Here is a 13229-nt window from a genome sequence, read left to right as displayed (position 1 = left end):
GGGCCGGCGTCAGTGCACCGGCATCGACATGTAGACCGCCCGCCGCCCGTAGGACGCGGGGACCGCCACCTCCCGGTGCGCGCGGTAGCCGATGAGCCGCAGCAGGATGTCCGCCCCGCGCACCGCGACCATCGAGATCCGCTCGAAGCCCAGCTCCTCCGCCCGGGCCCGGAAGTACCGCATGAACCCCAGCGCGACCTCCCGGCCGCGCAGGTCCTCGGCGATCACCAGGTCGTGCACGTGCAGGTTGCCCGACTCGAACGCGGCGTCCTCCGGCCGCCCGAGGTCCGGGCAGCGCAGCGGCGGGTACGGCAGGCTCAGCAGGTAGCCGCGGACCGTGCCGTCCTGCTCCAGCACGAAGCAGGTCTCCGGCGAGCCGAGGGCCCGGGACTGCAGGGCCTCCTGGCCCTCCGACAGGCCGTCGGCCGCGTAGGCGTCGTGCTCCAGCGCGACCACGGCGTCCCAGTCGTCGTCGGTGAGCCGCCGGATCACGAAGTCGTCGCTCACCCGGCCGCCCCGACCACGCCGTCCGCCGCAGCCGCGTCCGGGCGCAGGCCCTCCGCGCGGGCGGCGGCCACCATCCCCGCCCAGGCCTCCACCAGCACCGCCCAACGCCGGGCGTCCTCCTGGGCCTCGTCCAGCAGTTGCTCCCGCCGCCCGGCCACCACGTCGGCGAGGTCGGCGTACTTGCCGCCCAGCTTGCGGTAGGAGCGGTCCAGCACGTCCAGGCAGTGCTCGTTCCCGGCCCGGTCCCAGTCGACGCTGCCCCGCACCAGCGCGAGGATCGGCTCGACCTTCAGCCCGTGCCGCTCGTCCAGCAGGTCGCGGCCGAGGTCGATCATCCCGCCGTAGACCGGGTACAGGTACAGCATCGAGAGCAGGAGCTTGACGAACCCCATCTGGTAGGGGATGAAGCCGGCGCCGGTGCGGCGCTCGGGCGTGTAGTAGTTGACGATGTGGCGGTTGTGGACGACGCCCGGCATCCGGGAGTGGACCAGCGCGTGCAGCAGGGCGTAGTCGCAGCCCAGGGTCTCGGTCGAGGGCAGCAGCGGCAGCACCTCGTACGCCCGGTGGTCCAGCGCGACGTTGCACATGAAGACGTCCCAGATGTCCGGCACGCCGAGGACCGAGTGGTCCGCGGTGAACGGCTCGGTGCCGGTGCCCTTGAAGGACACGTCCACCATCGCGTCGCGGTCCTCGTCCGGCCACACCGGCGGGGTCCACAGCCGCACCACCTCGCGGTAGACCTCGGGGTCCAGCTCGCGGATCTCGCCGATGTCCACGTTGAGTTCGCCCATGAACGAGCCGCTGACCAGCATCACCGGCTTGTCCGCGTCGGCCGGGTCCAGCTCGGAGCGGGTCACCCCGGCCGCCGCCTCCCCGGCCGGGCGGCCGATCGACAGCAGCTCGTGGTGGATCGGGAAGACCTTCTCGCCGTCCAGGACCTGGAAGTCGGCATCGTCGTTGCGCAGGTGCACCGAGGTGCAGCCGAGCGCCGCCGCGCCCAGGAACACCCGGTTGACGCAGGACCCGTACGCGACGGCCCGCGGCACCATCATCTCCAGCAGCAGCCCGGGGTCGGCGGCACCGGAGCGCTCCGCCACCCGCCGGAAGAACTCCCGCTGCTGCGCCTCGCCGAGGTGGTGCACGAACACCCCGGCGGCGGGTGCCAGCGAGGCCACGGCATCCGCGTTCTTCGCGAACCCGGCGGCATCGGTGGCATCGGTGGTGTCGAGGACGAGCAGGTGGACCTCGACCCCGAACTTCTCGACGGCGTAGGCCGCCTCCTCGGCGAGATCCACGATGGTGCCCGGGCAGGACCGCATGGTGGGCAGGGCGAGGCAGACTCGTTGCATGTGCGGGATTCTCCGTCTGGTCGTCAAATTCGTTACAGCGGTGGCGCCTTCGGAGCCGGTGTGGGGCGGATCTCCGCACCGAAGGCGCGACGGCTCGCTCGGCGGCGCCGCACGGCCCGCCCAAAGCCACGGTGGGGTGGTCGAGTTGAGGAGGCCGATGAGTCCCGGGCAGGATCAGCGCCGGGTCACGGGGCTCCGCCGGACTCACCTGGACGACCTCGTTTCACCACCGTGGACTAGACCAACTCCGGTGTCAACGGAGATCGTTCGGCGACCTCCCGGCGCCCCCCGACACTGCCCGAATGGGCACCCGCCCCTGCCCCCCGTACCGATCAGCCGCCCCTGCCCTCCGTGCCGGGCACCCGCGGCGATCGCGCACCGGGCCCCGGCGGCGGGGGTGCATCGTGACAGGCTCGTGCCCCCGGCGGTGTTTGGCTAGGCTGGCGAAGGCCGCGCCGGGAGGTCCTCGGGGCCGGGGCGTGACAGCGGCGCCGGGCCGGTGCACGGCAGGTCGTGCGGGTGCGCGGCCGGCCGGCCGCGCGGGCGCCGGGGCGGCGACCGGATCGGCGAACCGCCGGGCGTCGGCGCGGGCCGGGATCCGCAGCCGGTGAGCACCGAGTCCGAGAGGCGGCATCCCTTGAGCAGTGGCCAGGTCCCGGTGCTGGGCATCCTCGGCGGCATGGGGCCGAGGGCGACCGCCGACTTCTACCGCCGGCTCGTCGAACGCACCCCGGCGGCCACCGACCAGGAGCACCTGCCGGTGCTGATGTGGGCCGATCCGCGGGTTCCGGACCGGACGGCGGCGCTGCTGGGGGAGGGGCCGTCGCCGGTGCCGGCGATGGTGGCGGGGGCGCGGTGGCTGCGCCGGGCGGGCGCCGGCTGCATCGCGGTGCCGTGCAACACCGCGCACGCCTACCTGGACCAGTTGTCGCGGGCCGTCGGGGTGGAGGTGCTGGACATGGTCGAGGCCGCGATGGCCGCCGCGGTCCGGATGGCGCCGGGGGTGCGGCGGGTGGGGGTTCTCGCGACCCGCGGGACGCGGGCGGCCGGGTTGTACGAGCGGGCCGGTGAGCGGCTCGGCGTGGACGTGGTCCAGGTGCCGGCGCCGGTGCAGCGGGAGTGCGTGGACGTGGCGATCCGGGCGGTGAAGGCGGGGACCGGGCTGGCGGAGGCGGAGCAGCGGATCGCCCGGGCCGCCGCCGCGCTCGGGGAGCAGGGTGTGCAGGCGGTGGTGGCCGCGTGCACGGAGATCCCGCTGGTCGGCGGCGCGGCCGCGCGGCTGCTTCCCCTGCTGGACTCGACCGACGCCCTCGTCGACGTGGTCCTGGAGCGGCTGTGGCGCTCCCCGTGCACGGCGTCGCCGGCAGGTGCGAACGCCCGGGGCCGGACGCGGTGGCAGGTCCGGCGCGAGGAGGTGCGGTGCGGCGGCTCCGGGCTGCGCGGATGACGGCGGCCCGCTCCTGCGAGCGGACCGCCGCCGGGTTCCGCGGGCGGGTGCCGGTGGGTCAGCCGGTGCTCGGGATGCCCCGGTCCTCCTGCTCCTCCGCCAGGTTGTCCGCGAACTCCGCCCACCAGCGGCTGCAGTACTTCGCCATGTAGGCGATCCGGGCCCGGCTGTGCGGCGGCAGGGACTCGATGAGGCTGTCCCGCTGCGCCTGGCTGATGGCGTGCAGGCTGAGCCAGCGCAGCAGGAAGCGGCCGGTGCTGGTCAGGCGCAGCGAGGGATCGTTCTTCAGGCTGTTGAGGTCCGAGGTGTAGGTCCCCGCGACGGGGTCGGGAGGGAGGGGGGCGAGCGCCTTCATGGCGCGGCCGGGCAGCGCGGGGGGCGCGACCGGGGCGGTGGCGGGGCCGGGCAGGAACCGGGCCGGGACGGGGTCCTCGCCGCGGCTCACGCGTTTGCGCACGTCCCGCACGGTGCCCACGGATATCCCGGCGCGTCGGGCGATCTCCCGCAGGCTCAGACCTGGTTCGGCGTCGATGAGTTCGCCGGCCCGCCGCCGGCCCGCCACGCTGCTCAGCGGCCGCACCCGGCCGTCGCGGCCGATCCTGGCCGCGGCCTCGGTGGACCGGTCGGACCGCGAGCGGGCCCTGATCCGGCCGACCGTGGGTGCGCTCAGCCCGGTCATCCGGGCGATGGCCCGGTCCGACCAGCTCGCGTTGGACTCGACGATGCGGGTGGCGGCGGCCTCCCGGTCGCCGAGGGTGAGCGGCAGTCCGTGGGCCACGTTCAGCTGGACGGCGCGGACGAAGGCCTCGGCATCGGTGCCGTCGAAATACTGGACCTGGACCTCGGTGTCGCCCCGCAGTTCGGCGACCCGGAGCCGGTGCATTCCGTCGATGACGCGCATCGACCCGCGGTGGACCAGGATCGGCGGCAGGACGGTGTCGGATTCGGCGAGCAGTCGTACGTGGTCGGGGTCCTCGCCGTGCAGGCGGGGGGAGTCGGCGGGCTTGAGCCATCCGACCGGGACGGTGTCCACGGTCATCTTCCAGGAACGACGAGCGATCTGTTCGGCACTGTCTCTGGGGGAGGTCGAGCGCTCTTCGCTGGGCAATTTCACCCTCACAGGACGAATGGAAACTGCAAGGACGACTCGGTGGTGCCGCCCATCTGAAATTGAAATACTGGCCGATGGCGAATTCACGCGATATACGGTGGTGCGGCGGAGATTTGCGGCGGTTGATCAGTGTGCGATTAGCCGCTCCGACAGGTGAGCGTATTTCTTCGACTATGGCATGTCAAGGGTGTTACTGGTGGTGCCCGTGGGCCGGGGGGGAAGTCCGGCCGGGACGGAGCGCCGCGACGGCGGGCAATGGGTGGCCGATATGCGTGCGGCGACTTCCGGGCAAATCGTGCCGAGGTGGCCGGCCGGGCGTTCCTGAGCAGGTCTTTTCAAACGCATGCCACACCGGTGCAACAATTCCGGACTAAAATCCGGGCCGGCCGGTGGCGTGGACCGGCCGGACCCGCGGGGCCGCGGCGGCGGAGTCCTCCTCGTGGAAGGCGCAGGCGTACTTCGTGCTCGGGCCCGTCCTGATCACACCGATCCCCGGGTCGTCGCTGGCCCGGATGTAGCACCCCCCGTAGCCGTCCGAGCCGGTGGCCGAGGGATCGGTGAGGAACACGCCCCAGTTGAGGTAGACCTCGCGGGTGCCGCCGTCCGGCGCGGGGAACGCCTCGGCGGTGGGCACGACGCGCCGCTGGAGCACGTAGGGTCCGCCGACGGCCCGCCGGACCCGGTCCAGCCACGTCGCCGCCGGGACGGTCCAGCCCGGTACGGTGCCGATGCCCCGGTGGGACAGCACCGGTTTGAGGACGAGGTCCGGCTGCTCGGCCCGCGCGTACCGCTCCAGCCCGGCCGTCGAGCCGTCCGGCAGGCGCAGCACCGGCCGCACGAAGTGGGTCCAGGGCAGGAAGCGGTCGAGGCAGTCCCGTTCGGCGGGGGTGCAGAGGGCGCGGTGGCGGTCGTCCGAGAGCAGCGCCAAGGTGCCCTTGTTGCCGTAGAGCTCGGTGTCCATCCGGCTGAGCAGCCGCACGGTGCCGGCGTCGACGGCGCGCAGCAGCGGTTCGAGCAGGGCCGCCTTCTGCGGGGTGCGGATCTCGTCCAGCAGGAAGAACCGCACGACGGCGTCGACCGGGCGGCCCCGCGCCTCCAGCCGGCCCGGGCGGTCGGCCAGCTCCCCGACGTGGCAGGGCACGCACTCGATGCCCACGTCCTCCAGCAGTGACGCGGTGACGTGCAGCCAGAGCTCGTAGTCCGCGAACGTCTCCGGCCACTCGGCCAGCGCCACCACCGGAGTGCGGTGCGGGCCGCCGCAGGCGGCGCGCACGGTCGCGGCGAAGTGCTGCAGCGTGTCGACGTAGCCGAGCCCGTGCTCGGCGGTGAAGCGGGCCAGCGCCGGATGGCCGAGCATGGCGCGGTTGAGCGTGGCGATCTCCGCGCCGCCCAGGGCGCTGGAGATGTTCATCTCCAGCAGCTTGAAGCCCTCGGCGTCGCGGTAGACGTCGCTGCGGGCCAGGCGGAGCGGGGGCGGGCCGGCCGCGGCGCGGGAGGCCAGCCGCGCCTGGACCTCCGTCAGGCCGACGGCCTCGGCGAGGGCGCCTGGGTCGCCCCCGAACAGCCGGTCCGGCAGCTCGGTGAGCAGGCGGTGGACGGTCTCGCCGTCCCGCAGCAGCGCGGCCCGCTCGGCGGCGGAGACGAACACCGGCGTCGGCAGGAACTCCCCGGGATAGGTGATCCGGAGCAGCCGGCTCGCCGCCGCGTCCCGGTTGAGCTCCTCGATCCGGACCCCCTCCCGTGCCAGCTGCTCGCGGTAGGCGCGGCCGAGTCCGGAGCGCGCGGGCGAGGCGTGCCGGTGCGCGGTCATCCGGCGCCCGGGCCCTCCGTCAGGCTCGGCCGCGGCGCGGCCGGCGGAGCCGTCCCGAGGGCCTGGACCAGCAGGCCGACCGTCGGCGCCTCGATCACGGTCCGCACGGTGACGTCCAGGCCGAACACGTTCCGGATCCGGTTGACCAGGCGCAGCGCGTCGATGGACCTGCCGCCGTGCACGAAGAAGCTCTGCTCGTCGTCGACGACGTCCAGTTCGAGGATCTCGCGCCAGATCGCGCGGAGGAGTTCGGGCGTGGGGGTGGGGTGGGCCGGACTCATGGGATCTGGTCTCCGTCAGCAGAACTCTAGGAAGAACATGTCGCGGTACCCGTGCGCCGCCGGTGAGGCCGCCGTCACCGGGGAGGTGGAGTGCAGGCAGGTGCGGTCGTCGAGGAAGATGTAGTCGCCGGGGTCGGTGAGGGTGCGGGTGAAGACCGGCGTTCCGGCGTTGTCGTGGAGCGTGCTGGAGCCGCCGGCGACGTTCTCCCGGGCGACCAGCATCATGACGATGTGGCCGACGCCGTCCCGGTGCATCCCCTCCGGGGTCGGATTGCCGGCCTGCGCCCCGGTCGCGGTGATGCGGTGCTGGTGGATGTTCACCCGGCCCACGGGCGCCGGCGACCCGGCCGTCCGCGCGGTGCCGGCGATCTGCCGCGTGAAGCGGGCCAGCAGCCGGTGCAGCACGGACGTGCCGAGCAGGGCCGGGTCGACCGGTTCGAAGCGCCGGACGACGCCGCCGTTGAGGCGGTTGATCTCCCTGCTCTGCAGGAACCCGTCCTGGCCGAGCGGACGGACCGCACCGCTGCCGAATTCATAGGAAACAGCGGAGTACTTCCGGCGCCGATACGTTCCGCCGTCCCCCATGTGCGCGTCCAGCGGGAGATCGTCCCAGAATCGGCTGAACCTTTCCCAGTCGTCGTCGCGGCTCCACTGCGGATCGTCGCGGACATTGCCGGACGAATAAATTGGAATGCTCACTGTTCCCAGGCTCACGACGGGGCGGGACGCTGTCAAGCGTGTACCGCGGCGCCGGCCGGCGGCGCCCCGGGAGAAGTGTGCAACTGTCAGATGTTCTCAGTCGCACGACCCCCCGCCGGATCCCGGCCGGCCTTGACGGATGCTCCGGCCTGGCCGTTACTGGCTTCTGGCCGATGCGCCCCCGCGGCCATTGCGTCCGGTCCGTCCCGGCATTTCCGGCCAGGCCCGATTCGGGTTCCGATCCCGGTCGGGAACTCTCGACGTGACACCCGAAGGAGCGACATGGCCATGGGCGACGGCCCGGATCCCACGACGATCGGGAACACGGTCCCGCTGACCGAGGAACTCGCCGCCGGGCTGACCGGGCTGAGCCGCGCGCACGGCGTGCCGCCGGAGCTGACGCTGGCCGCCGCGTTCGCGGTCCTGGCGGTCCGCCACGGGGGCGGGCGGGAGCGGACGGTGAGCGCGGCCGCGGGACAGCCGGCCCGGACCCGGGAGCTCCGCTGCGAGCTGACCGACGACCCGCCGTTCACCGACCTGCTGGCGCGGCTGCGCCGGCAGGCGCCGGTCGGGGCCCCGCAGCCGCCGGCCGGGACGCGGACCGAGCTGCGCTCCGGCACCGGGGCGCCGGACGACCCGGCCCGGGACCTCGTCCTGACGGTCGTACGGACGCCGGACGGCCTGCGCACCGGCATCGACCGACGGCCCCCGGACGACCGGCCCGCCCCCGCCGGGCGCTCGGCGCGGGCGGAGGACTGGACGGCGCGGTGGCACACCCTGCTCGCCGCCGTCGTCGCCGGACCGGACACCCGGGTGGGGCGGTTCGCCGTCCTGCCGCCGGCCGAACGGGCCCTGCTGCTCGGCGACCGCTCCCGGACCGCGACCTCGGAGGTCCCCGCCGACGCGCTGGTGCACCGGCGGGTGGAGTCCTGGGCGGAGCGGACCCCGCACGCCGCCGCCGTGACCAGGGGCGGGACCACGCTCGGCTACGCGGAGCTGAACGCCGCCGCCAACCGGCTCGCCCACTGGCTGGGCGAGCGGCGGGTCGGGCCGGAGACCGCGGTGGCGCTCCACGGCGGATCCAGCATCGCCATGCTCACCGCCATGCTGGCGGTGCTCAAGGCCGGCGCGTACTACGTGCCGCTGGACGCCGCCGCACCGCCCGCGCGCACCGCCGAGATCCTGGCCGACTGCGCACCCCGGCTGGTGCTCACCGAGGGCGGGCCGGCGGACGGCCTCGCGGAACTGCCCGGCGGCTGGGAGGTGCACGACCTGGCGGCCCTCGACCTCGCGGACCGGCCCGCCGACAACCCCGGCACCGCCGTGTACGGGGAGAACCTGGCCTACCTGATGCACACCTCGGGCTCCACCGGCCGCCCGAAGGGCGTGGCCATGCCGCACCGCGCCCTGGTCAGGATCACCGACTGGTACGCGACCGAGACCGGGATCGCGCCCGGCGCGCACGTGCTGCAGTTCAGCGCGCTCGGCTTCGACGCCTCGTTCTGCGAGATCTTCGGCGGCTGGCACGCCGGCGCCCGGGTGGTCCTGCTGCCCGACGAACGGGTGCGGCGTGACCCGGAGGCCCTGCTCGACCTGCTGGAGTCCGAGCGGATCGACCACCTGGAGGCCCCCTACTCCGGCCTGCTGAACATCGCGCACTGGGCGGTGCGCCAGGACCGGCCCCGGGAGTACCGGCTGCGCACCGTCGTCACCGGCGGCGAACAGCTGGTGATGGCACCGGACCTGGTGGGCTGGCTCTCCCGGCTGCCCGGCTGCGCGCTGCGCAACGGCTACGGCCCGTCGGAGACCAGCGTGGCCACCACCCACTGGCAGCGCGGGAACCCGGCCGACTGGCCGCAGCTGCCACCCATCGGACGCCCGATCACCGACGCCCTCGTCTACCTCCTCGACGAGGCGCTGCAGCCGGCCCCGACCGGCGTGGCCGGCGAGCTCTACGTCGGCGGCGACATCGTCGCCCGCGGCTACGCCGGCCGCCCCGGCCCGACCGCCGAGCGGTTCGTCGCCGATCCGTTCAGGGCGGTGCCCGGCAGCCGGATGTACCGCACCGGCGACCTCGCCCGCCACCGCCCGGACGGGGTGCTGGAGTTCCTGGGCCGGGCCGACCACCAGGTGAAGATCCGCGGGCACCGGGTCGAGCTCGGCGAGGTCGAGGCGAAGCTGCTGGAGCACCCGTGGCTCGCCGAGGCCGCGGTCACCCCGCAGGAGGACGCCACCGGCCGGAGCCTGGTCGGGTACGTCGTCGCCCGGGACCCCGCCCGGCCGCCGACGGAGCGCGCCCTGCGCGAGCACGCCGCCCGGCTGCTGCCCGAGCCCATGGTGCCCGCGCGGTTCGTGCTGCTGCCCGCGCTGCCGCTCACCCCGACCGGCAAGCTCGACCGGGCCGCGCTCGGCGCGCCCGAGCCGGCTCCGCCCGCGGACGGGCCGGCGGCCCCCTCGACGGCCGAACCGCCGTCACCGACGGCCGCCAGGCTGCTCGGCATCTGGCAGGAGATCCTCGCGGTGCCCGGGATCGGGCTCGCCGACGACTTCTTCGAGCTCGGCGGCCACTCGCTGCTGGCCACCCGGGTGATCGCCAAGGTCCGCACCGAGCTGGGGAAGCGGGTCCTGATCGGCGACATCTTCGAGTGCCCGACGGTCGAGCTGCTGGCGGCCAGGATCGACGGCACGGCCGGCCGGACGACGCCGGGGAGGCCGGCATGAGCAAGCCCGTCGTGGTCGTCGTCGAGCCCTACTCCTCCGGCAACATGTACGCACCCGCGCTGCGCCGGGCCGGCTTCTCGACCTGCGCCGTCACGCTGCGCTCCGCCGCCCCGCTGGCCGCCTCGTTCCGGGCCGCGGACTTCGACCACCACCTGGAGTACGGCGCCGACGACTCCGTCCCGATCACCCGGCAGCTGCTCGACCCGGTGCTGGAGCGGCTGCGCGACCTCGCGCCGGTCGCGGTCCTGCCCGGCGAGCAGCACGGCGTGCGGCTCGCCGACCGCCTGGCCGCCGAGCTCACCCCGGACCGTGCGAACCTGCCCGGGCTCGCGGCCGCCCGCTGGCACAAGGGGGAGATGTACGCCGCGGTGGCCGCCGCCGGACTGCCGGTCGTCGAGGGCCTGTGCACCCGGGACCCGGACCAGGTGGCGCAGTGGCTGCGCGCCAAGGGCCTGGTCGGGCGCGACCTCGTGGTCAAGCCCGCCAACGCCTCCGGCACCGACGGCGTGACCCGGCACCCGGGCGGCGCCGGCTGGCGGGAGGCCGTCACCGACCTCGCCGGCTCGGTCAGCCGGCACGGGATCCGGCTCACCGACGTGATCGTGCAGGAGCACGTCACCGGCGTCGAGTACGCGGTGGACACCTTCAGCCACGACGGCGTGCACACCGTGACCGACATCGTCCGCTACCGCAAGCGGACCACCGGCGGCCGGATGGCGGTCTACGAGAGCATGGAGTTCGTGCCGTTCGACGCACCCGGCCACGCCGAACTGGTGCGCTACACCCGGCAGGTGCTCGACGCCCTCGGCGTGCGCTTCGGCGTCGCCCACACCGAGGTCATGCTCACCGACCGGGGGCCGCTGCTGATGGAGGTCAACGCCCGGCCGCCGGGCGGGGCGCAGCCGTGGGCCTGCCAGCTGGCGACCGGCGACAACCTCATCGACCGCACCGTGCGCCACCTGGCCGGGGAGGCGCGGGTGCGCCCCGACTACGACCTGGAGATGACCGTGCTGGTGGTCTTCTTCGCGGTCGCCTCGGCCGGGCGGATCAGCGGGATCGACGGCCTGAACGCCATCACCGGGCTGCCGTCCTGCTACCACCTCAGGATCAACGTCGCGGACGGGGACGAGGTGCCCGAGACCCTGGACCTGATGGACGCGCACAAACTCGGCGTGGCGGTGCTCGGCCACCCCGATCCGGCCCAGGTCCGGGCCGACCACCTGGAGGTGCGGCGGATCGCGTCACGGGTCGGGCGGCCGGGGGGATTCACGGTCGCCCCGGTCCCGGTGGAGCGGTGACCGCCGACGGGCCGTTCTCCGCCCACGAGCGGCTGCCCGACTACCTGGAGGCGCTGCGGGACCCGGACCGGATCCCGCTGCTCGGGACGGCGGCCGACCGGCTGGGCGAGCTCCGTGACCTGTCCCCGGGCCGGCCCGCCGGGGCGCCCCCGGCACCGGCCGGCGGGGTGCTGGTCCTGGTGCCGCCCGGCTCCGCCGCCGCGCCGGTGGGCGCGGCACTCGCGGCGCGGGTCGGCGGCGCCTTCGTGGCGGGCCCGCCCGGCGCGGTGTCCGCGGTCGCCGGCGCGCCCGAGCACGTCGTCCTGGCCGCTCTCGCCGACGAGTTGTCGCTGGAACTCGTGCTGGAGACCCTCGACGCGACGGCCGCGCTGCGCCGGGCCGGTCGCGGGACGGCGGCCCTCGGCGTGCTGCTCGGCCGGGACCTGGACGAACTGAGCTGGCTGGTCGCCAAGGGGCTCGGCTGCGCCCTGCGGGAGCCGCCGGCCCGCTCGCAGCTGTGCATCGCCCCGTGGGGCGGCCGGGAGCCGGCCGAACCCTCCGGCACCCGCTGGGTGGTGGGCGAGGACGTCCGGGCCGGGGTGGTGGCCCCGCTGCTCGCCGAGCGGCACCGTCTGGTGTCGTTCGCCACCGCCGGCCGGGAGCACGCCCTCGTCCTGCGGGACACCGTGGTCTGCGGAGCCGGTACCGGCCCGGCCGGGCCGGTACCGCCCGCCGGCGCCCCCGGCTGCGCGTTCTCGGGGCAGTGCTTCCGCGCGGGGGTCTCCGCGGCCGACGTCATCCCGGCCCGGGGGATCCGCGCCGACGCCGTCCTCGCCAACAGCTGCATGGCCTGGCGGCCCGGACACGGTCTGGTGGCCGCCGACTACCAGCTGACCAATGCGTTCCTCGGCGGGATCGCCGCGGCCTTCATCGGGGCCGTGCACCAGATGGTCCCCGACGTCCGGCTCAACCGGCTGGCCCACCGGGCCGCCGCGGCCGGGGCCACCGTGGGTCAGCTGGGCGTCCTGCTGAACCGGCAGGCCGCCGGACGGGAGGTGCCGCACCACCTGCTGCTCGGCCTCCCGTGGGTGGCACCGTTCCCGGAGGCCGGGCCGGTCGGGCTGGACCGGCTCCTCCCGCTGCTCGCCGAGCCGGAGCAGGACGGCGGGGACGGCGGGGACGGCGTCCGGGCCCGGCTGCGGCAGGCCGGCCGGGCGGTCCGGGGGCTGCGCGACCTGCCGCTGACCGGGTTCCTGCCGGCCGCCGGGGTGGACGAGCTCGACGCCCGGCTCGGCGCGGTGGTGGCCGGGTTCCGGCGGGGCACGGCCTCCGGAGCGGAGGGCGCCGCCGACGGCGCCCCGGTCGAGGAGCTGCTGGCGCTGGTGGCGGACGCGGAGTTCGACGTGGCGCTGGACCTGTTCGACTTCGCGCAGGTCAGCGAGTCGCCGCCGAACGAGGTCTGGGAGGACATCCTGGAGACCACGGCCGTACCCGGCGGGGGGCCGTGCCCGTACTGCGGCGGGCCGACGGCCGTGGTGACCGGCCGTCACCCGGCCCACCCCCGGATCGAGCGCGAGGTGCTCGCCTGCCACCGCTGCGGTCCGGTGCTCGACCTGCCGGCCGGCTCACCGATCCGGATGATCACGATCGACTGCCCGGCGGTCTGGCCGCGCCCGGGCACGGTGGACGTCGAGCTGGTGATCACCACCGCGCCGGGTGCGGAGATCCGCACGGCGGTGGCGCTGGTGCAGGCCGCCAGGGCCGGTGCGCACGGCCTGACCGGACCCGAGCCGCAGCGGCTCCGGCTCCGGCCGGGGGGTCCGACCCGGCTCCGGGCCGGGATCGAGGTCGCGGAGCACGCGTTCGCCCACCACGAGCACATGCTCCGGGGGTTCGTCGTGGCCGACGGCCAGGTGCACTGCGCGGCGCGGCCGGTGGCGGTCCGTCCGCGGGAGTGAGGCGCGCCCGACGCGATGGGGCCGTACCCGCCGACCGGCGGGTACGGCCCCGGTCTCTTATAAACATCA

10 protein-coding genes are annotated in these 13229 nt (G+C 74.9%); 4 read left to right on the top strand and 6 right to left on the bottom strand.

The genetic code is table 11. The features are described 5' to 3' along the window. Window positions 1-9: 9 nt before the first annotated feature. Window positions 10-507 carry a GNAT family N-acetyltransferase gene (locus ACFXAM_RS33205; protein WP_380296948.1) on the bottom strand — a complete coding sequence of 166 codons (498 nt, stop codon included), beginning with the start codon at window positions 505-507 and terminating at the stop codon, window positions 10-12. Beyond that, the gene (locus ACFXAM_RS33200; RefSeq protein ID WP_380296947.1) at window positions 504-1856 is read right to left on the bottom strand and encodes a DUF6271 family protein; all 1353 of its coding nucleotides are present in this window, start codon (window positions 1854-1856) and stop codon (window positions 504-506) included. Before ACFXAM_RS33200 ends, ACFXAM_RS33205 begins: the two co-directional genes overlap by 4 nt. A gap of 637 nt (window positions 1857-2493) precedes the next feature. Here ACFXAM_RS33200 and ACFXAM_RS33195 point away from each other — a divergent pair. Further along, window positions 2494-3303, top strand: coding sequence for an aspartate/glutamate racemase family protein (locus ACFXAM_RS33195; protein WP_380296946.1), 810 nt, complete (start codon window positions 2494-2496; stop codon window positions 3301-3303). Window positions 3304-3361: 58 nt separating this feature from the next. Here the strand turns inward: ACFXAM_RS33195 and ACFXAM_RS33190 are convergent, their stop codons facing one another. From ACFXAM_RS33190 to ACFXAM_RS33175, 4 genes are all read right to left on the bottom strand, one after another. Beyond that, complete coding sequence (locus tag ACFXAM_RS33190; protein WP_380296945.1) at window positions 3362-4342, bottom strand: ParB/RepB/Spo0J family partition protein; 981 nt, start codon at window positions 4340-4342, stop codon at window positions 3362-3364. 442 nt (window positions 4343-4784) lie between these two features. Continuing rightward, window positions 4785-6224, bottom strand: coding sequence for a hypothetical protein (locus ACFXAM_RS33185; RefSeq protein ID WP_380296944.1), 1440 nt, complete (start codon window positions 6222-6224; stop codon window positions 4785-4787). Continuing rightward, the gene (locus tag ACFXAM_RS33180; protein ID WP_380296943.1) at window positions 6221-6505 is read right to left on the bottom strand and encodes an acyl carrier protein; all 285 of its coding nucleotides are present in this window, start codon (window positions 6503-6505) and stop codon (window positions 6221-6223) included. Before ACFXAM_RS33180 ends, ACFXAM_RS33185 begins: the two co-directional genes overlap by 4 nt. 15 nt (window positions 6506-6520) lie before the next feature. Next, window positions 6521-7219 carry a 2OG-Fe dioxygenase family protein gene (locus ACFXAM_RS33175; RefSeq protein WP_380296941.1) on the bottom strand — a complete coding sequence of 233 codons (699 nt, stop codon included), beginning with the start codon at window positions 7217-7219 and terminating at the stop codon, window positions 6521-6523. A gap of 267 nt (window positions 7220-7486) precedes the next feature. Between ACFXAM_RS33175 and ACFXAM_RS33170 the strand changes: the two genes are divergently transcribed. The 3 genes from ACFXAM_RS33170 to ACFXAM_RS33160 are packed head-to-tail and all read left to right on the top strand — an operon-like array spanning window position 7487 to window position 13160. Further along, window positions 7487-9925 (top strand): amino acid adenylation domain-containing protein, encoded by a 2439-nt coding sequence (locus tag ACFXAM_RS33170; RefSeq protein WP_380296940.1) that lies wholly within the window; start codon window positions 7487-7489, stop codon window positions 9923-9925. Further along, window positions 9922-11223: an ATP-grasp domain-containing protein gene (locus ACFXAM_RS33165; RefSeq protein WP_380296938.1), complete on the top strand. Its 1302-nt coding sequence runs from the start codon at window positions 9922-9924 to the stop codon at window positions 11221-11223. Before ACFXAM_RS33170 ends, ACFXAM_RS33165 begins: the two co-directional genes overlap by 4 nt. Next, the gene (locus ACFXAM_RS33160; protein ID WP_380296936.1) at window positions 11220-13160 is read left to right on the top strand and encodes a hypothetical protein; all 1941 of its coding nucleotides are present in this window, start codon (window positions 11220-11222) and stop codon (window positions 13158-13160) included. Before ACFXAM_RS33165 ends, ACFXAM_RS33160 begins: the two co-directional genes overlap by 4 nt. The last annotated feature ends 69 nt before the right edge of the window (window positions 13161-13229 follow it).

Origin of the sequence: Kitasatospora sp. NPDC059462 (assembly GCF_042749955.1) — a bacterium.
Lineage (GTDB): Bacteria > Actinomycetota > Actinomycetes > Streptomycetales > Streptomycetaceae > Kitasatospora.
The sequence above is the reverse complement of the archived record's forward strand: the minus strand, read 5'-3'. Positions and strand labels throughout refer to the sequence as shown.